The organism is Anaerolineales bacterium (genome assembly GCA_019637805.1).
Taxonomy (GTDB): Bacteria; Chloroflexota; Anaerolineae; order Anaerolineales; family UBA11579; genus JAMCZK01.
In genome coordinates this window covers 1,054,035-1,070,956 of sequence record JAHBVB010000002.1, presented here as the reverse complement: position 1 = coordinate 1,070,956, position 16,922 = coordinate 1,054,035, and the positions used below count along the sequence as shown (strand labels likewise).

At 62.1% G+C, this 16,922-nt stretch carries 19 protein-coding genes; 11 read left to right on the top strand and 8 right to left on the bottom strand.

Going from position 1 to position 16,922, the window contains the following annotated elements; genetic code table 11:
- The first annotated feature begins 60 nt into the window (after positions 1 to 60).
- From KF885_11135 to KF885_11120, 4 genes are read left to right on the top strand one after another with little or no spacing between them, the layout of a single operon-like run.
- Positions 61 to 447 carry a DUF1801 domain-containing protein gene (locus KF885_11135; protein ID MBX3049711.1) on the top strand — a complete coding sequence of 129 codons (387 nt, stop codon included), beginning with the start codon at positions 61 to 63 and terminating at the stop codon, positions 445 to 447.
- Positions 448 to 455: 8 nt separating this feature from the next.
- Entirely contained in the window at positions 456 to 818 is a 363-nt protein-coding gene (locus tag KF885_11130; protein ID MBX3049710.1) for a DUF1801 domain-containing protein, read from the top strand.
- A gap of 2 nt (positions 819 to 820) precedes the next feature.
- On the top strand, positions 821 to 1,114 hold the full coding sequence (locus KF885_11125; protein ID MBX3049709.1) for a DUF2277 domain-containing protein: 294 nt from the start codon (positions 821 to 823) through the stop codon (positions 1,112 to 1,114).
- A gap of 57 nt (positions 1,115 to 1,171) precedes the next feature.
- Complete coding sequence (locus KF885_11120; GenBank protein MBX3049708.1) at positions 1,172 to 1,666, top strand: hypothetical protein; 495 nt, start codon at positions 1,172 to 1,174, stop codon at positions 1,664 to 1,666.
- 2 nt (positions 1,667 to 1,668) lie between these two features.
- Here KF885_11120 and KF885_11115 read toward each other — a convergent pair whose 3' ends face one another.
- The 3 genes from KF885_11115 to KF885_11105 are packed head-to-tail and all read right to left on the bottom strand — an operon-like array spanning position 1,669 to position 3,874.
- Complete coding sequence (locus KF885_11115) at positions 1,669 to 2,202, bottom strand: phosphatase PAP2 family protein (protein ID MBX3049707.1); 534 nt, start codon at positions 2,200 to 2,202, stop codon at positions 1,669 to 1,671.
- A gap of 2 nt (positions 2,203 to 2,204) precedes the next feature.
- The gene (locus KF885_11110; GenBank protein ID MBX3049706.1) at positions 2,205 to 2,978 is read right to left on the bottom strand and encodes a nucleotidyltransferase family protein; all 774 of its coding nucleotides are present in this window, start codon (positions 2,976 to 2,978) and stop codon (positions 2,205 to 2,207) included.
- Entirely contained in the window at positions 2,975 to 3,874 is a 900-nt protein-coding gene (locus KF885_11105) for a hypothetical protein (GenBank protein MBX3049705.1), read from the bottom strand. The genes KF885_11110 and KF885_11105 overlap by 4 nt, the downstream gene beginning before the upstream one ends.
- Positions 3,875 to 4,052: 178 nt before the next feature.
- Here KF885_11105 and KF885_11100 point away from each other — a divergent pair, with 178 nt between their 5' ends.
- A complete protein-coding gene (locus tag KF885_11100; GenBank protein MBX3049704.1) occupies positions 4,053 to 4,991 on the top strand; it encodes a branched-chain amino acid transaminase in 939 nt (312 codons plus the stop codon).
- A gap of 49 nt (positions 4,992 to 5,040) precedes the next feature.
- Here the strand turns inward: KF885_11100 and KF885_11095 are convergent, their stop codons facing one another.
- From KF885_11095 to KF885_11085, 3 genes are read right to left on the bottom strand one after another with little or no spacing between them, the layout of a single operon-like run.
- On the bottom strand, positions 5,041 to 6,246 hold the full coding sequence (locus tag KF885_11095) for a DNA replication/repair protein RecF (protein MBX3049703.1): 1,206 nt from the start codon (positions 6,244 to 6,246) through the stop codon (positions 5,041 to 5,043).
- 6 nt (positions 6,247 to 6,252) lie between these two features.
- Entirely contained in the window at positions 6,253 to 6,768 is a 516-nt protein-coding gene (gene def / locus KF885_11090) for a peptide deformylase (protein ID MBX3049702.1), read from the bottom strand.
- A 33-nt stretch (positions 6,769 to 6,801) separates the two neighbouring features.
- Complete coding sequence (locus KF885_11085) at positions 6,802 to 8,445, bottom strand: cyclic nucleotide-binding domain-containing protein (GenBank protein MBX3049701.1); 1,644 nt, start codon at positions 8,443 to 8,445, stop codon at positions 6,802 to 6,804.
- Between the two features lie 103 nt (positions 8,446 to 8,548).
- On the opposite strand from KF885_11085, the gene KF885_11080 reads away from it, so the two are divergent.
- Positions 8,549 to 10,006: a phosphoglucomutase/phosphomannomutase family protein gene (locus KF885_11080; protein ID MBX3049700.1), complete on the top strand. Its 1,458-nt coding sequence runs from the start codon at positions 8,549 to 8,551 to the stop codon at positions 10,004 to 10,006.
- A 57-nt stretch (positions 10,007 to 10,063) separates the two neighbouring features.
- On the opposite strand, the gene KF885_11075 is transcribed toward KF885_11080, so the two are convergent.
- A complete protein-coding gene (locus tag KF885_11075; GenBank protein MBX3049699.1) occupies positions 10,064 to 11,107 on the bottom strand; it encodes a radical SAM protein in 1,044 nt (347 codons plus the stop codon).
- A gap of 294 nt (positions 11,108 to 11,401) precedes the next feature.
- On the bottom strand, positions 11,402 to 12,112 hold the full coding sequence (locus KF885_11070; protein MBX3049698.1) for a hypothetical protein: 711 nt from the start codon (positions 12,110 to 12,112) through the stop codon (positions 11,402 to 11,404).
- A 56-nt stretch (positions 12,113 to 12,168) separates the two neighbouring features.
- Here KF885_11070 and KF885_11065 point away from each other — a divergent pair, with 56 nt between their 5' ends.
- The 5 genes from KF885_11065 to KF885_11045 all read left to right on the top strand — a co-directional run bounded on the left by KF885_11065 (position 12,169) and on the right by KF885_11045 (position 16,914).
- Positions 12,169 to 13,194: a prohibitin family protein gene (locus KF885_11065; GenBank protein ID MBX3049697.1), complete on the top strand. Its 1,026-nt coding sequence runs from the start codon at positions 12,169 to 12,171 to the stop codon at positions 13,192 to 13,194.
- 197 nt (positions 13,195 to 13,391) lie between these two features.
- Entirely contained in the window at positions 13,392 to 13,907 is a 516-nt protein-coding gene (locus KF885_11060) for a ferritin (GenBank protein MBX3049696.1), read from the top strand.
- A 458-nt stretch (positions 13,908 to 14,365) separates the two neighbouring features.
- Entirely contained in the window at positions 14,366 to 15,163 is a 798-nt protein-coding gene (locus tag KF885_11055; protein MBX3049695.1) for an ABC transporter permease, read from the top strand.
- A gap of 28 nt (positions 15,164 to 15,191) precedes the next feature.
- Entirely contained in the window at positions 15,192 to 16,169 is a 978-nt protein-coding gene (locus KF885_11050) for an ABC transporter substrate-binding protein (GenBank protein MBX3049694.1), read from the top strand.
- Complete coding sequence (locus KF885_11045; GenBank protein MBX3049693.1) at positions 16,153 to 16,914, top strand: ABC transporter ATP-binding protein; 762 nt, start codon at positions 16,153 to 16,155, stop codon at positions 16,912 to 16,914. The genes KF885_11050 and KF885_11045 overlap by 17 nt, the downstream gene beginning before the upstream one ends.
- Positions 16,915 to 16,922 lie beyond the last annotated feature (8 nt).

Sequence of the window (16,922 nt, the reverse complement as noted above, 5' to 3'; positions counted from 1 at the left end):
TCCTTTGAGCAGAGTGCGACGTCACGACGTTGCACTCTGCTCACACAGTATGATCGACACATGTGCCCAGCCAAACCAACCCAAGACCCGGCCGCCCTGCAAGATGTGGAGAGCTTTCTGGCGGGAGTACCCGCCGAACAGCGCTCCGCTCTGGAGCGCTTGCGCGCCCAGATCCGCGCGGCGGCGCCCGAGGCGATTGAGATGATCAGCTACGGCGTGCCGGCGTTCAAGTACAAAGGCCGGCCGCTGGTATCCTACGCGGCAGCCAAAATACATTGTTCCTTTTTCGTGCAGAGCCCGGTGGTGATGGAAGCGCATGCTGAACTGCTGGCGGGCTACAATACCTCCAAAGGTACCGTGCGTTTTCAGCCTGAGCAGCCGCTGCCGGAGGAACTGGTGCATGCCCTGGTTCGGGCGCGCATGGCAGAAACCGACACCAAAGCCTGAGGAGGTTGATGATGGATGCCAGCCAGAAGATCGACGAATACATTGCCAAGACCGGGGGATGGCGCGGTGAACGCTTGGCTCAAATCCGCCAGGTGATCCAGAAGACCCTGCCGGACGTGATCGAAGAATGGAAGTGGAACAGCCCGATCTGGTCGCAGCATGGCATGATCTGTTCGTCCAGCGCTTTCAAAGCCCATGTCAAGATCAATTTCTTCAAAGGTGCCAGCTTGGACGATGCGGGCGGCTTCTTCAATGCCGGGCTGGACGCCAAAGACATGCGCAGCCGGGACCTCAAGGAAGGCGATACCTTGGACGAGGCCGCCCTGGCCGATATGCTGCAGCGTGCGGCTGAATTCAATCGCGAGGAGTGATCATGTGTCGCAATATCCGTGTATTGTATAACTTTGAACCCCCCGCCACGGCCGATGAAGTGCAGGCCGCGGCGTTGCAGTATGTGCGCAAGATCTCCGGTTTTACCAAGCCCTCGCAGGCTAATCAGGCAGCCTTTGACGCCGCCGTGGCTGAGGTGACACGCATTTCGCAGACACTGCTGGATAGCTTGGTGACTCAGGCCCCGCCGCGTGACCGCGATGTGATGGCGCAGCGCGCCCGCGAACGGGCGGCGAAGAGGTATGGACTCAATACGCCATCGACCCCGGCAGTTTGACAACCCGCCGGCCCCTCGTCTATAATTTAGCCATACCTAAATTATAGACGAGGCCCTGTGATCCCTTTCTCCACCACTCTCCTCCACGGCTTGCTGATCTGCCTGCCGTTTACCCTATTTGTTCTGGTTAGCTTTTGGGGCTGGCCGCGCTTGTGGTTGCACAGCCTGCCTCCCGACATTGCCGCGGCAGCTGGGCCAAAGTCTCAGGCCGAAGAGCAGGCCACGAAATATTTGCTTATTGTCGCTCTGGTTGTCTTACCAGGCCCCTCAGTGCTCTCCACGTACCAGGCGACGCGTTCAATCGATTTAACCTTTTGGGGCGCCCTGGTGCATATTTATTTAGTTTGGATCGTGGTGCACCTGTGGGATTTCGCCGTGATCGACTTTGCGCATACCCTGTTGATCAACCCGGCCAAGCCGCCCATCCGCGGTACTGAAAATCTCAAAGGCTGGAGCGATATGCGCTTTCATTTCCGCTCTCTATTAAAAGCTGTGCCTGCCAGCGCGATCTTCGTTCTCCCCGCGGCCTGGCTGCTTAGCTGGCTTCTGTGAGGTTAAGTGAGAATTGGGAAAAGAACCCACGGAATAAGTTGCAAGGTTACCAGCCCCATCACAATGCCCAGCGCCCAGCCGGCCAGGATGTCCGAGACGTAGTGCAGGCCAGTGGCCACGCGGGCCAGGCCGACCAGCGGCGCCCAAACCAGCAGCAGCCAGCCCAGCCAGGGCGGCCCCAGCGCCAAGCCCAGCACGGCCAGCATGGCGGCTCGCGCGGCATGGCCGGAGGGGAAGGAGTGCGGGTCCGCCCGGCGGTAGAGCTGGCCCCATTCGCCTTCAGGGCGCCGCCGGCGCACGCTGAACTTGATCGCCAGCACTACGATGGCAGTCAGGACGATGCCGGCGATCATGATGAAAGCATTCTCCCGCCAGCTGGGGATGAGCAGGGCGGCCGCCGCCAGCATCACCAGCAGCGACCAGGAATCGCCGCTGTGTCCGAACAGGATGGAGAGGTTGCGGCGTTTGCCGGGCTTTTCTGCCACGCGCAGCTGTTGGGAAAGCTGCGCGTCTTTCTTCTCCAGCTGCGCCAGCATACTTAGCTTTGTCCCCGGACGCGGCGGACGATCTCCAGGTGGTGAGGTTTATCCACATCCATGCCGACCTCTGCATAAGGGTTGACGATGGCGCGGGCACGCAGGCCGAGGTTCTTGCTGACCCGGGCGGCGGCGCTTTCCAGCGTCAGCTGGCCCAGCAGCAGGAGCAGCAGCGTATCCAGGCCCACCAGCCCGGCCTGCTTAATGGGGCTCTTGCGGGCGTCGGCGATCTTTTCCCAGGGGCCGGTATGCGAGAGGATCAGCGGGATGGAGAAGGGGTTCATGTCGCCGCCGCAGACATGCATGTCTTTGAGCTTGGTGAAGGTGCGCATTGAGTTGGGGAAGCGCTCTTCCATTGTCTGGCGCAGGATGACGCTGTACAGCCCTTCATCCTCACCCGGGCGCACCTGGGCGCAGACCCAATCGACCATCTCGGCGTTGATCAGCGGAATGTCGGAAGAGACGATCAGGGTGTATTCGGCGCGGGGATCGAGTTCGGCAATTTTGCGGGCGCCGCCGCGAATGTTGTCCAGCATGCCGCCCTGGTTGGCCAGATAGGCCAGCGGTTTCTTGCAGCTCAGGCCGGCACTCTCGTCGACGCCGACAATGACGACTTGGCCGATGCTGTTTGAGGCGCTCAGCGCATCCAGCACCCACTGCACCATTGGCTTGCCGGCCACGTCGATCAGCGCTTTTGAACGCCCCTGGCTGAATTCGTAGAGCGGGTCACCCGCTTCCGGGACGCCGCCGGCGGTGACCAAGGCGTGCAGTTTCAATTCAGCTCCTGCAGTTGCGGCTCAAACTTCAGTTCGTCGATCAGGGCGTCCAGCTCGGGCAAGGTCAGGGCGCGGCCCTTGCCGCTGACGGCCACCAAGGCGGCTTCCATCATGTTGGTGCCAAAGGAACGGCCATCCAGGACGGGCGTGGTGGTGACCAGATATTTGATGCCAACCTGCTTGAGCAGCTCGACATCTGAGGCCACGGTGGTGTTGGTCACGACCACCTTGCCCAGCAGCTGATCCGGGATGTGGCGCCGAATGTAGTGCATGTCGCCGGCGATCACATTGCCCCATTCATAATACTTGTGCCACTTGGGAATACGCTTGTCCTGCTTCTCGCCGGTGGGGTAGACCCACTCGAAGGGTAGCAGGCCGACGATGGGCACGATGAAGGGCACCAGGTTGCGCAGGGTGTTGGTCGAGTGGATGGCGATGGGGATGTCCAGGGCGAACATCAGGTCACCAAAGACGCACTCGTAGCCCGCACTAGCGAAGGAGGTGGCCATGCCCCAGCGGTCGGCGCCGCCGATGACGAAAGCCTTCTTGTCTTTGACATAATGGCCGAGGTGGGTGTCCACAAAGGAGGCGGAGCGGTTCTCCAGAGTGTTCTTGAGACCGGCGCCGTCCACCAGAGGCGTTTCTTTTACGAAGCGCACGATCTTCTTGACCGAGTTGAGATAGTACATCTTGTTCTCAACGAACAGACCCAGATCGGCCCCGCCCAGGCCAAAGGCATCCACCTTGCCATCCAGCTCTTTGAAGAGTTGGGCGGCCTTTTCCATGTCGCCGTCGGTGCCAATGCGTTCAATGCGTACTTTTTCGCCGAGCAGGGTGACTTCTACAGTTTTGTCGCGCTTTGAGGAACCGATGCTGATGCTGACAGCACGCTTCATGGCGGGCCTCCAGGGTTAGGGGACGTGTGTGGAACGGCGGAATTGTAACTGAACTCCGCCAATGGGACTACCGTTTGTGAGCGTAGGGGAGGCGTACTTGATTTTTGGACGCGGCGGGCGTAGGATATAATCAGTTTGGCTCCCAAAAATTCCGTAAAACTAGACCGGAGGTGCAGATTTGACTCTTCCCAACTATGCCTTTTTCCGCGGCAAAATTGTTCCATATTCTGAAGCAAAAGTCGGTGTGATGACGCATGCTTTGAATTATGGTACCGCCATCTTTGGCGGCGTACGCGGCTATTGGAATGAGGCAGAAGAGGAACTGTTCATTTTTCGCCCGCATGACCATTTTCAACGTTTGCTCAATTCCGCCCGCATGATGTTGATGGATATTCCTTTCACGCGCGAGCAATTGACCGAACTGAGCATTGAACTGCTGCAAAAAGAAGGCCATCGCCAGGATGTCTATATGCGCCCGATGGCCTATTTCGCCGATGAGATCATCGGCGTGAAGCTGCACGACCTGAAAACCGAGGTGACCATCTTCTCGGTGCCTTTTGACAAATACGTGTCCAACGACACCGGCGCGCATGTGACCTTCTCCTCCTGGCGCCGGGTGGACGACAACATGATCCCGGCGCGGGCCAAAGTGGCCGGCGCCTACGTCAACACGGCCTTCGTCAAAACCGACGCAGTGCGTGCCGGCTTTGATGAAGCCCTGGTGCTGGGGCAGGACGGCCACATTTCCGAAGGCAGCGCTGAGAATATCTTCATGGTGCGCAATGGCGCTTTGATCACTCCCCCGGTCACTGACAACATTCTGGAAGGCATCACGCGCGCCAGCATTCTGGAACTGGCTGAGAAGGAAGTCGGCATCCCTGTGGTGCAGCGTTCGATCGACCGCACCGAAGTCTACATTGCCGACGAGATGTTCATGACCGGCACGGCGGCGCAGGTGACCGCCATCACCAAGGTGGATCACCGCCCGGTGGGCGACGGCCAGATGGGTCCGGTGACCGCCAAGCTGCGCAAGCTGTACGACGATGCCGTGCGCGGCCGTCTGCCCAAATACCGCCACTGGAATTACCCGGTTTTTGAGAAGATGGTGGTGAAGTAAAGGTTCGCTTGCGAAGATAAAAAGGAAGGCTGCATTGGCAGCCTTCTTTTTATTTTGCCTGCTCGGTCAGCCGCCCGGCTTCGATCTGCCAGCGGGCGGCCCGTTCTACGAATTCCGGTTTGAATAGATTAAAGTCGGTGGTGGTGACCAGCACCTGCTGCTCTGCTCCCAAGCGGTCTTGCAGGTCGGCCCGGCGCGGCTCGTCGAGTTCGGCCAAGACTTCGTCCAGCAGCAGCAGTGGCCGCCGGCCGCTGCGGGCATACATCCAGTCCAGCTCGGCCAGCTTGAGGGTCAGCAGCACGGTGCGCACCTGGCCGCGGCTGCCGTAGCTGCCCAGGTCAATGCCGTTGCTCAGGAAGCGCAGCTCATCCCGGTGGGGGCCGAGGCTGGTGACGCCGCGGGCGATCTCTTCGCGGCGGGCGGCGCGCAGCGCTTCGGCGAAGCCACTTTCGATCTTGGCGCGTTCAATGCTGCTGCGGTCGGCCGGCTCGGCCAGCAGGACGCGCTGCTTGTCCGGGTTGGGCAGTGGGTCGTAGCTGGGCTGGTAGAGCAGCTTGAGCACCTCGCTGCCGCGGGTCAGCTCGTGGTGCAGGCGGCCGCCCAGCGCGTCCAGCTCCTGCACGGCGCGGAAGCGCGCCTCCAGCAGCTGGCTGGCGCGCAGGCTGAAGCGCTGGTCCCAGAAGTCCAACTGGCCCGGGTCGCCGCCCTGCTCGCCGAGCTGCTTGAGCAGGGCGTTGCGCTGGCTGAGGATGGCTTCGTAATCGGAGAGCTGCTCGGCGTAGCCCGGCACGGTTTGCGAGAGGGCCAGGTCCAGGTAACGGCGGCGGAAGCGCGGGCTGCCTTCGACGATCTGTAACATTTGGGGCAGGAACAAGACCGCCGAGAACTGCCCGGCGACTTCGCTGCCCTTCTTCTTGGCGCCGTCCAGCAGCACTTCTTTGCGGCTGCGGTCAGAGCCGTTGCGGGCTTGCTCACGGATGATGCGCACTTCCAGCTGGTGTTGGCGGCCGTTGTTCTCATACAAGGCCTGCAGGCGCGCCACGGCCAGCGGCTTGAGGCTTTCGGTGAAGTTGACCAGCTGGCGGTCGGTCTCGGCATGGAAAGAGGTCAGGGTGGCCAGGAAGTAGACCGCCTCCAGCAGGCTGGTCTTGCCTTGGGCATTGCTGCCCACGATGAGGGTGGGGCCGGGGGGTACCTCCACATCCAGGCGCGCAAAGTTGCGGAACTGGGTCAGCGAGAGGTGCTTGAGTTGCATACCAGGCTAGTCGGCATCCGTCTCGGCGTCTTCGTCCAGCGAGCGCAGATTGTCCGCCTTGTCCACATACATGACGCCGTTGAGGTGGTCTATTTCGTGCTGGAAGATGCGCGCCAACCAGCCCTCGGCTTTGAGCTTGACGGGCTGGCCGCGACGGTTCTGGGCCTTAACGGTGACGGAGAGCGAGCGTTCCACGTCGCCCACCAGGCCGGGCATGGAAAGACAGCCTTCGGCGGCCACTTCGGTTTCGGGCGAGAAGCGCGTGATCTCGGGGTTGATCAGCACATACTGCTGCAACTTGATGGGTTCGTCGCTGTCCTCTTCTTGTTCGCCGTACTCGATCACGGTCAGGCGCAGCGGCACATTCACCTGTGGGGCCGCCAGACCGACGCCCGGCGCATTGCGCATGGTTTCGAACATGTCGTCAATCAGCTGCTGCAAATTGTCGTCAAACACAGTGACATCCTGTGCTTTGCGGCGCAGGATGTCGTTGGGGTATTTCACGATCGGCAAAAGGGGCATGAATTCAAAAACCTTCTTCTAAAAAGCTCCGGCTTATTCTACCGCCGCTTCATCGCCGGTGAATGTTTGCGGGTTGCGGCCGCGTTCTTCTTCATAGACACGCAGCCATTCGGTCATGCGGCGGCGTTCATCTTCTGTCTGCTGTGTTTGCTGGCGGGCGCGCAAGGCTTCCATGCGGGCGAAGATGTCCTGCTGCACCTGGGCGGGGTTGGGCACGTTGTCAAAGTCCAGCACGCTGTCGCCCACACTGATGCGCACCACGCCAAAATTGAGCAGCAGGCCGATAATGCCAACCTTGTGGTTCTGCAGGCTAAGGATGTTGGTGATGGGGGCTGACTTGGTGATCTCGCTGCCCAGCGGTTTGCGTTCGGTGTCGATCAGCACTTCAGATGTGACCACATAGACGTCGTTGACCCAATCCAGAAAGCGGTAAGCGATGATGGCCAGCGGAGCTAGCAGGGCAGCCAGGGTCAGCAGCCAGCCTAGTGCGTTCCTGGGCAAACCATCGAAGACGATGGGCGCGCCGACCAACACGGCGATAACGAACAGGCCGGGCAGGGCCAGGCTGCTGAGCAGCGAGAACCAGTGCTTGTGGTAGACGATCTTGTCGCCGTCCACCGTGCGGCTCTTGAACAACGAGAAGCGTTCTGATTGGTCCACGAGGGGCATGGCTGGCGACGCGTGCGTGGAGGCGGGCAGGCTCTTTTCGATGCCCAGGCTCTGGCGCACCGCCAGGCGGATCGTGTCGTGGCGCGCCTGGCGGCTGAGCTTGCGGCTGCGGGCGGCAAAGTCGCGGATCAGATATTTGGTGCGCAGCGGCGCGCCCACGCCGGGCATCAGCACGATGCCGGTGTAGGTGCGCACGATGATGTCGCCGAAGCCCAGCAGGCGGGCGAAGAGATGGGTGTGCACATCCACCGACTGGATGGTGGACAAAGGCGCCTCCACGCGGCTGGCGGAGCGCAGCAGGCGGTGCTCCATCCACACCACGCGCAGATTGGTGATGAGCACGAAATCGTTGCGCCAATCCAGCGCTTCCCAGCCCACGGCGGCCGCGCTGCCAAACAGCAGGGTGGCCGCCGCCAGGCCCATGGTGAACTGCAAGCCGGCGCTGACCGACTGCCCAACATACAGAACCAGCAAGCCGAAGATGGCCAGAAGCAAGGCGCGCGTCCAGCGCAGCCAGAGGGTGCTGGGGTGTTTGCGTGTGGCGTAATGCACAACTTCATCTTCTTGCAGGAAGTCAAAATGCACGCGGCCCAGCAGCTTGCGGCCGTTGAGCAAGTGCTGCAGCCCTTCGTATACCTGGCGGAACTCCGCCAGCATCCAGGCGAAGTCTTCGCCGGTCAGGTAGAGCAGGCGGCTGGTGTGCAGGGCGCTGACCGCCGCCTGGCGCACCTCCTGGTCCAGCAACGCTTCGGCGCCAAATGGATCGCCCGGCTCCAGTACATATTCGCCCACCCGCTGTCCGTCCTCTATATCCTGGTTGAGCAGTCTGCCGCCTACCAGGATATAGAAATTCTCCGCCCGGTCGCCGGCCAGGTACAAGAGGCGGTTGGCCGGCAGGGCATATTCCTGCAGGCGGGCGGCAATGGCGGCCAATTGCGCCTCTTCCAGTTCCTGGAAGAGGGCCATGTCTTTCAACAATGCCAAGCGTTCGGCGAGGCCGGTATCCATAAAGAAGATTCTAGCAGATAGATAGGGCGCGGATTGTGCGCAGGGCAGGGCATTTGCCCACATGTTACAATCCGCCACCCCACTTTTTTGGAAAGCAACCTGAATGCCCATTCACTTTGGAACCGACGGCTGGCGTGCCGTTATCTCAGACACATTTACTTTCTCTAATTTACGCATGGTGGCCCAGGCCATCGCGGATGCGACCCGGGTGGATCTGCAAAACGGGGCCGGCCAGCGGCATGCCGCCGGGGGCAGGCCGCACCTGGTGGTCGGCTTCGACACACGCTTCCTCTCCGACCGTTTCGCGCGAGACGTGGCCTGCGTGCTGGCCGCCGATGGCCTGCGGGTGTACCTGGCCCAGGCCGATGCGCCGACCCCGGCCATCTCCTACGCCGTCAAGCAGTTGGGCGCCTTGGGCGGCGTGATGATCACCGCCTCGCACAACCCGCCGCGCTACAACGGCATCAAGCTCAAAGCGGCTTACGGCGGTTCCGCCTCCAGCGAGATGTGTAAACGGGTGGAGATCTACCTGAACGACAATGAGAACCGCGGGCGCAGCCCGGCGCTGATGGAATACGACGATGCGGTGGCCGAGGGCATGATCACGCGCTTCTCGCCTATTGAAGAGTATGAAACGCATTTGCGGAGCTTGATCGACTTTGACCTGATCGCCCGCCACAACCCCAAAGTGCTGGTGGATTCGATGCACGGCTCCGGACGCGGGGCGATCGCGCGCCTGCTGGCCGGCAAGGCCGAGGTGCATGAGATCCGTGGAGATATGAACCCCGGCTTTGGCGGCGTGCACCCGGAGCCGATCATGCCGCATCTGCAAGCTCTGGCGGACGCCATCGCTGAGCACCCGGGGTATTTTGGCGTGGCCACCGACGGCGACGCCGACCGGGTGGGCGCCATGGATGAGGCGGGCGAGTTCGTGGACCCGCACAAGATCATGGCCCTGGCCTTGCGCTATCTGGTGCAAACGCGCGGCCTGAGCGGCAAGGTAGTGCGCACGGTGTCCACCACGCGCATGATCGACCGCCTGGCTGAGAAGTATGGCCTGCAGGTGGTTGAAACCCCGGTGGGCTTCAACCACATCGCCGACCATATGCTGGCCGGCGATGTGCTGATCGGCGGCGAGGAGTCCGGCGGCATCTCCTTCAAGGGGCATATCCCGGAAGGTGACGGCGTGCTGATGGGCTTGCTGGTGGTGGAGATGGTGGCCGCCGCGGGCGGCACTCTACGCGAACTAGTGGCTGATCTGCTGGCCGAGGTCGGCCCGGCGCATTACGCCCGCACAGACCTGCGCCTCAAACGCCCGGTGGAGAAGAAAGAGATGAGCGAACGCCTGCGCACCGAGGCCCCCAGCCAGATCGGTGGGGAAGAAGTGCTGAGCGTGGCGACCAATGACGGCACCAAGTACATCCTGGCGGATGACTCCTGGCTGCTGATCCGCCCTTCCGGCACCGAGCCGGTGCTGCGGGTGTACGCGGAAGGGCGCAGCCCGCAAATGGTTAAAGCGCTGATGGCCTTTGGCGAAGGCATTGCCGCCCAAGTGGCCTGAGAGCTGACACGATGGGACCTGCACGGGGCGGCTTGCCGAGCAAGCCGCCCCTGGTGGTTAAGCGCGCAGCGGACTGGCTGCGGCGTGCAGCTGGCCGCAGGCGGCCTGGATCTCATCGCCAAAGGAGGAGCGCACGGTCACCTTGACCTGGGCCTCTTGCAGCCACTGCCCAAAGCGCTGGATGTGCGCTTCGGCCGGGCGGGCATAGCGTTCGGCGGCAAAGTCGTTGGCGTTGTGGCGCAGCAGGTTGATGTGATAGAGGCGGCTGTGCCGTCCCGGCGCCTGCACAAGACGTGCCAAAGCCGTAGCGTGTTCACGGCTGTCATTGACCCCCTCCAGTAAGAGATAGGCCAGGTAGACCTTGCGGTGTGTGCGCTGCACATGGGCATCCAGACAGGCCATCACTTCGGTGAGGGAATGGCGCAGGTTCAGCGGAATGAGCTGGCTGCGCTGATCCTCAAAGGGCGAGTGCAGCGAGAAGGTCAGATTGACCTGCGGGTGTTGGCGGCTCAGCCGTTCGATCCCGCTGGGCAGGCCGATGGTGGACACTGTCAGGCGGCGCGGGCTGAGGCCGAACAGGCTGGGGTCTGTGAGGCAGTCCAGCGCGGTGAACAGGTTGGGGTTGGCCAAGGCCTCCCCCATGCCCATGAATGAGAGACTGTCCAGGGGAAGACCGCGTTGGCGAAAAAACAGAGCCTGGTCGCAAATTTCGTCTGCGCTCAGGTTGCGCCGCAGCCCCATGGCGGCTGTGGCGCAAAAGCGGCAGGCCATGCCGCAGCCTGCCTGAGTGGACAAGCAGTACGAGTGCCAGCCGGCGCGATAGCGCATGGCGACCGTCTCAATGCGCTGGCCGTCTTGCAGTTCGAACAGGTATTTTTCCGCCTGGGCCGAGTGGCTGACCCGAGCCACCCGCAGGCTGAAACCGCTGCCCAGCTGGTGGGTCAGCCGCTGGCGCAGTGCGGCGGGCAGGGTGCCCATCTCTTCAAAGTAGGCTATACCCTGGCGAAAGTAGGCTTGGGTAACTTGTTGATAACGATAAGCGGCGGCACTGCTCTGGTGCAGCAGCTGCTTAATTTGAGCATAGCGATGGGGGCGGGGCATCACAAACCTCACTGCGGGCTAAATGGCGCGAACACGACGGGCACGACAGGGGAATGCGAAATTTCTGGAACATGGTTACCTCCGAGAGATTGGAAACAAAAAAGCCGCGGGTTTGCCCGCGGCTCGATTCAGAAAAGCAGAGATGATGGCTTTATAGAAAGATGAAGATGCCCTGGCAGACCCGGTCAATGGCAACAGGCGATGCTGTTGCAATGCTTTGGTTCTACCGAGTCGTCATTCTAGGCTAGGGCCTCCTTCCTTCGTGAAATAAGTCTATCGGGAATGCGCTGCTTGTCAAGCTGGAGCGAACAGCTCACTGAGTTCGAACACAGGCCCCTGCTCACAGGCCAGGCGTGTGCCCCGGCCGGCTGGCAGGCTGCATACGCCGCAGCTGGCCAGCCCGCCGCAGGGCATCGGGGCGCGCACCAGCGCCTGGGCTGTCACGGCCCGCGGCGGGCGGCCGCCCAGCCGGGCCTCCAGGCTTTCCAGGTCGGCGCGGTCGAGGTCCAGCGCCACATAGTCCGCCCAGGCCAGCAGCCTGGGTAGATCGTTGAGCTCGTGCACTTCGATGGCCGGCGGCAGGTGTCCGACGGCCATCGCCTGGCTGGCCAGAGCCACTTGACTGCCTTGAGCCAGCGCTTGGGCCGCCAGGGGCAGCAGGCGGCCGGGGCTGCCCTGCAGGCCCAGCAGTGCGACGCGCTGGGCGCGCTTGGGCAGGGTGAAGCCGCGGCCCAGCGGGCCGCGCAAGGCCAATTCGGCTCCGGGCTGCCAGTCCGGGCGCAGCGCACCCAGCACGGCCAGGCTCACCCGGCCGCCTGGCAGCGGGTTGGCCGGGGCGGCGGCGAACAGCGTAACAGGAACGGCCTGCGATTCGTCGTGTGGGTGGGTGGCTTGTATGTATTGTCCTGGAGCGGGCTGCGCTTCTGCTGGGCAGACCAGCCGGGCAGAGGCATTCTGATAGGCCTCTAACAGGATTTCACTAAGCTGACCCGTATAATTAGCCACAACGCCATGCTAACACGCTGGCTGTGGTCAGAAATTGTCTTCCTGAGGAGGAATTCATGAATTTAGTAACCATCGTCAATTTCCTGGGCTTCGCAGCTTGGGCCGCGGTGCTGGGCATCATTGTGCTGGCTGTAACCCGTGCCGCCCGCGGGCGGCCGCTGCGCAGAGCGGTGCCCATGGTGGCTGTGCTGGCTGTATTCGCACTGGCGCTTAACGTGCTGGCGGCGGGCATGGTCTTCATCCAGCCCAACGAGCGCGGCGTGGTGGTCACCATCCGTGAGGGCGGCATCCGTCCTCAGGCTCTGCAACCCGGCTTGCACTGGGTGGTGCCTTTTGCGGAGAACGTGATCCCTTACAGCATCGCCCGGCAGACCTACACCATGTCGGTGGTTCCGGAAGAGAGCGACGTGTACCGCGACGATGCGGTGGAAGCGCGCACTTCGGACGGCCAAGTGGTGCATGTGGAAGCCTCGGTGATCTACGCCATCAATCCGGCGGACGTGATCGACGTGCATGTGCGCTGGCAGAACCGCTACACCAATGGACTGGTGCGCCCGCTGCTGCGCGGCATTATCCGCGATGCGGTGGCCCAGTTCGGCGTGGAAGAAGTCTACAGTTCCAAGCGCACGGAGTTGACCAACATCATCATTGAGGAGCTGGGGCGCCGCTTTGCGGCCAACGGCCTGGAATACGGTGATTTCGTGCTGCGCAACATCGCCTTCTCTGCCGAATATGCCGATTCTGTGGAGCAAAAGCAGATCGCTGAGCAATTGGCCCAGCAAGCCGCTTTTGTTGTGGAGCAGCGCCGCCAGGAGGCCGAGCAGGCTCGCCAGGTGGCTCAGGGTCGCGCCGACGCGGTGGTGATCGAGGCGCAGGGCGCGGCGCAAGCCCGCCTGATCCAGGCCGAGGCCGAAGCGCAGGCGCTGGCACTGCTGGCCGAGGCGCTGGCGCAGAACCCGAACGTGCTGACGCTGGAGTACATCCAGAAGCTGGCGCCCAACATCCAGGTGATGCTGGTGCCCACGGACAACCCCTTCCTGCTGCCTTTGCCTGGCACCAGCGGCAGTTTCACCAACCCCTAACCCATTTGTTTTGCCCCCAGAGGGCGCCAGCGGCGCCCTCTGGTTAGTTAAACCTGCAGAACTTGCCTAGGCGGATTGCGGGCCAGGCTGGTAAGGTGTTCTCATAGCCCAACTCTTTCTACTGGGTGATTCTAATTATCAACTAAGGTGAAAATATGGTAGACTCTGCGCGTGCAAAAAATGCAAAAGGAGCAAGAATGCTAATTAGCCCTGCTTTGGAAAAAGCCATCAATGCCCAGATCGGGCGTGAGATGGGCGCCCAGATGCAATACATTAACATCGCCGCCTACTTCATGGTGGAGGATATGCTGCTTTTCGGCCAGATCTTCTTTAATCAGGCCGCCGAAGAGAATGCGCACGCCATGAAGCTGGTGCGCTACGTCCTGGATGCCGGCGGCTCCATTGCGGTGCCGGCCGTGACGCAGGCCCGGGCCGACTTCAAGACCCCCGAAGATGCGGTAGGCGCGGCCCTGCAGTGGGAGCAAGAGGTGACGCAGCAGATCAATGAGCTGATGGACATTGCAGTCAAAGAACGCGATTACATCGCTCAGGAATTCCTGGGCTGGTTTGTCAACGAGCAGCTGGAGGAAGTCTCCAAGATGAGCAGCATCCTCAATATCATCAAACGCTCGAACGGCAACTTGTTGCTGGCAGAGCAGTATGTGCAGCAAACGCTAACCGCCATCGAAAGCACTGAAAGCGGCAACGCGTAGTGCTGACCTGTAGACACAAAACGGCCTGGCAGACGCCAGGCCGTTTTGTTTAGGCTGGCTTGGTATAATGCGCCCACAATAGAATACAAATCTTCGGGGCAGGGTGATCTATGCTGCACAAAACCAGCGCAGCATTTAAGGGTTTGCGGAGCAAACTCTATGCTAGTGTCAAGTGTGCATAGAAATTCCCGATCGGTGGTAGAGCCCACGAGCATCCTTGGATGCAGGATCCGGTGAAACTCCGGGGCCGACGGTATAGTCCGGATAGAAGAAGTCGCTGGAAATTTCCAGTGGGATAACCGGCCTGGTGGAACCAGGCGGGTTAGTCGTTTATTACGCGCCCCGAAAGGTTGCGTTGCTTCGCAACGAATTGCCTTTCGGGTTGTGTTTTTTAAACGCTTCTTTTGCGTTGCCCCGTGCTTTGTTCTGGAAGGAGCCGGGGCTTTCTTTTGCCCATTATGAAAACACAAAGCACCCCTCTGGCGGGCCGCCGGGCCACCTGGGCTTTGCTGTTGGTCTCAATGCTGGCCGGGCTGCTGCTGTGGGAGGGTGTGGTGCGCAGCAGCCAGCTGCCAGCCTTCATTCTGCCGGCCCCCGGGCAGGTGTGGGCGCGCTTCCTCAGCGCGCTGGGCGACGGCAGCCTGGGACGCCACATTTGGGTCACGCTGCAGGAAGTCGTGCTGGGTCTGGTGTCTGGATCGCTGTTTGCGGCGGCCCTGGGCTACCTGCTGGCGCGCTCGCCGCGCTTGGAGCGCATGCTGGCCCCCTATGTGGTCGCCAGCCAGTCGGTGCCCATCGTGGCGATCGCCCCCTTGCTGATCATTTGGTTTGGGCCGGGATTGTTCTCCAAAGTGTTGATCTGTGCGCTGATCGTCTTCTTCCCGGTGTTGATCAACACCGTGGTGGGCTTGCAGGCGGTGCCGCAGGACCTGCACGACCTGATGCGCTCGCTGCGCGCCAGCCGCTGGCAGACCTTCCGCCTGCTGGAACTGCCGTCGGCCATGCCGGTCTTTCTGGGCGGGCTGCGCATCGGCGCCACACTCTCGGTGATCGGCGCGGTGGTGGGTGAACTGGTGGGCGCTGACCGCGGCCTGGGGTTTCTGATCAACTTAGGGCGGGGCGGCTACGACACGGCCCTGGTGTTTGTGGCGGTCTTCACGCTGGTCGCCCTGGCCCTGGCGCTGTACGGATTGGTCCTGCTGCTGGAAGCGCGTTTGCTGTGGTGGCAGCGCAAAAGTCAAACCTCTGAAGGGTAGGCGTCCCCTGAAACGCCAAGGAGCTGTTGTGCAAAAAATTCTGCTCACATTCGTCTTGCTCAGCCTGTGGTTGGCCGGCTGTCAGGCGGCACCGGCGGCGCAGCCGTCCGCCGAGCTGCAAACCATCCGGCTGCCGATGGGTTACATTCCCAATGTCCAGTACGCGCCCTTCTACGTGGCGGACGCCCGCGGCTACTTTGCTGAAGCGGGCTTCCAGGTGGAGTTCGATTACAGTTTTGAGACCGACGGCGTGGCCCTGGTGGGCGTGGGCGAAGTGCCCTTCGCCATCGTCTCCGGCGAACAAGTGCTGCTGGCGCGCGCCCAGGGACTGCCGGTGGTGTATGTAGGCGCCTGGTGGCAGCAGTACCCGGTGGCGGTGGTGGCCAAGACGGATAGCGGGATCAGCGCCCCCGCTGACCTGGCCGGCCGCCGCATCGGGTTGCCCGGCCTGTTTGGGGCCACCTACATCGGCCTGCGCGCCTTGCTGAGCACGGCCGGCATTGCCGAGCAGGACGTGACCCTGGACTCGATCGGCTTCAACCAGGTACCGGCCCTGGCGGCTGATCAGCAAGAAGCCGTCGTGGGCTACTTGAACAACGAGCCGGTGCAGCTGCGCGCCGAGGGCTATGACATCAATGTCATCCTGGTCGCCGACTATGTCCAGCTGGCCGCCAACGGCATTCTGACCAACGAGACCATGATCGCCGAGCAGCCGGAGCAAATCAGCGCCTTCGTCCAGGCGGTGATGCGCGGCATTGCGGATACGCTTCAGGATCCGGATGCAGCCTATGAGATCAGCAAGCAATACGTGGAGACTCTGGGCCAGGCGGATGAAGCCACCCAGAAGCAAGTGTTGGCGCTCTCCATCGAGTTTTGGCAGGCAGACCGCCTGGGATATTCCGACCCCCAAGCCTGGGAGAACATGCACCGCGTCCTGCGCGAGATGGGCCTGCTGACCCAGCCGTTGGACCTTGACGCCGCCTACAGCAATGCCTTCATTGACTGAACCCCTGCTGCAGGCCAGCCAGCTGGCCGTCACCTTTCGTGACGGCCAGCTGGGGCTGCCGGTGCTGGACGAGCTGTCCTTCAGCGTTCAGCGCGGCGAGTTCCTGTGCGTCCTGGGGCCGTCTGGCAGCGGCAAATCGACCTTGCTGCGCGTGCTGGGCGGGCTGCTGCCCGCCAGCCGCGGCCAGGTACTCCTGGGCGGCCGGGTGGTTCAGGGTCCGCCGCCGGGGGTTGGGTTGGTCTTTCAGCACGCCAACCTGATGCCGTGGCGCACTGTGCAGCAAAACATCAGCCTGCCGTTGGAACTGGCTGGCGAAGATTTGACCGCGGCCAGCCAAATGCTGGAGCTGGTGGGCCTGCAAAGGTTTGAAGACAGCTTGCCCGCCCAGTTATCCGGCGGCATGGCGCAGCGCGTGGCGATCGCCCGAGCCCTGGTGCAGGACCCGGAAGTGCTGCTGATGGATGAGCCTTTCGGCTCGCTGGATGCGATTACGCGTGAGCGCATGGAGGATGAACTCCTGCGCATTTGGGGCGCCCAACGCACGACTGTTATCCTGGTGACGCACGACATTAGCGAGGCGGTCTACCTGGCCGACCGGGTGCTGGTGCTCAGCCCGCGGCCGGCCAGCATCCGCCTCGATCTGCGCGTGTCGCTGCCGCGCCCGCGGCATCAGGCGCAGCGCTACACGCCGCAGTTTGGCGCGCTGGCGGCACAGCTGCGGGCCGCCATAGAATCGCCGGCCTAAACAAGGCC

What these genes read in the sequence shown, in the direction of transcription:
- KF885_11135 (MBX3049711.1), top strand. Translation starts at nt 61, where the DNA reads ATGTGCCCAGCCAAACCAACCCAAGACCCGGCCGCCCTGCAAGATGTG.
- KF885_11130 (MBX3049710.1), top strand. Translation starts at nt 456, where the DNA reads ATGATGGATGCCAGCCAGAAGATCGACGAATACATTGCCAAGACCGGG.
- KF885_11125 (MBX3049709.1), top strand. Translation starts at nt 821, where the DNA reads ATGTGTCGCAATATCCGTGTATTGTATAACTTTGAACCCCCCGCCACG.
- KF885_11115 (MBX3049707.1), bottom strand. Translation starts at nt 2,202, where the DNA reads ATGCTGGCGCAGCTGGAGAAGAAAGACGCGCAGCTTTCCCAACAGCTG.
- KF885_11105 (MBX3049705.1), bottom strand. Translation starts at nt 3,874, where the DNA reads ATGAAGCGTGCTGTCAGCATCAGCATCGGTTCCTCAAAGCGCGACAAA.
- KF885_11095 (MBX3049703.1), bottom strand. Translation starts at nt 6,246, where the DNA reads ATGCAACTCAAGCACCTCTCGCTGACCCAGTTCCGCAACTTTGCGCGC.
- def (MBX3049702.1), bottom strand. Translation starts at nt 6,768, where the DNA reads ATGCCCCTTTTGCCGATCGTGAAATACCCCAACGACATCCTGCGCCGC.
- KF885_11085 (MBX3049701.1), bottom strand. Translation starts at nt 8,445, where the DNA reads ATGGATACCGGCCTCGCCGAACGCTTGGCATTGTTGAAAGACATGGCC.
- KF885_11080 (MBX3049700.1), top strand. Translation starts at nt 8,549, where the DNA reads ATGCCCATTCACTTTGGAACCGACGGCTGGCGTGCCGTTATCTCAGAC.
- KF885_11075 (MBX3049699.1), bottom strand. Translation starts at nt 11,107, where the DNA reads ATGCCCCGCCCCCATCGCTATGCTCAAATTAAGCAGCTGCTGCACCAG.
- KF885_11065 (MBX3049697.1), top strand. Translation starts at nt 12,169, where the DNA reads ATGAATTTAGTAACCATCGTCAATTTCCTGGGCTTCGCAGCTTGGGCC.
- KF885_11060 (MBX3049696.1), top strand. Translation starts at nt 13,392, where the DNA reads ATGCTAATTAGCCCTGCTTTGGAAAAAGCCATCAATGCCCAGATCGGG.
- KF885_11055 (MBX3049695.1), top strand. Translation starts at nt 14,366, where the DNA reads ATGAAAACACAAAGCACCCCTCTGGCGGGCCGCCGGGCCACCTGGGCT.
- KF885_11045 (MBX3049693.1), top strand. Translation starts at nt 16,153, where the DNA reads ATGCCTTCATTGACTGAACCCCTGCTGCAGGCCAGCCAGCTGGCCGTC.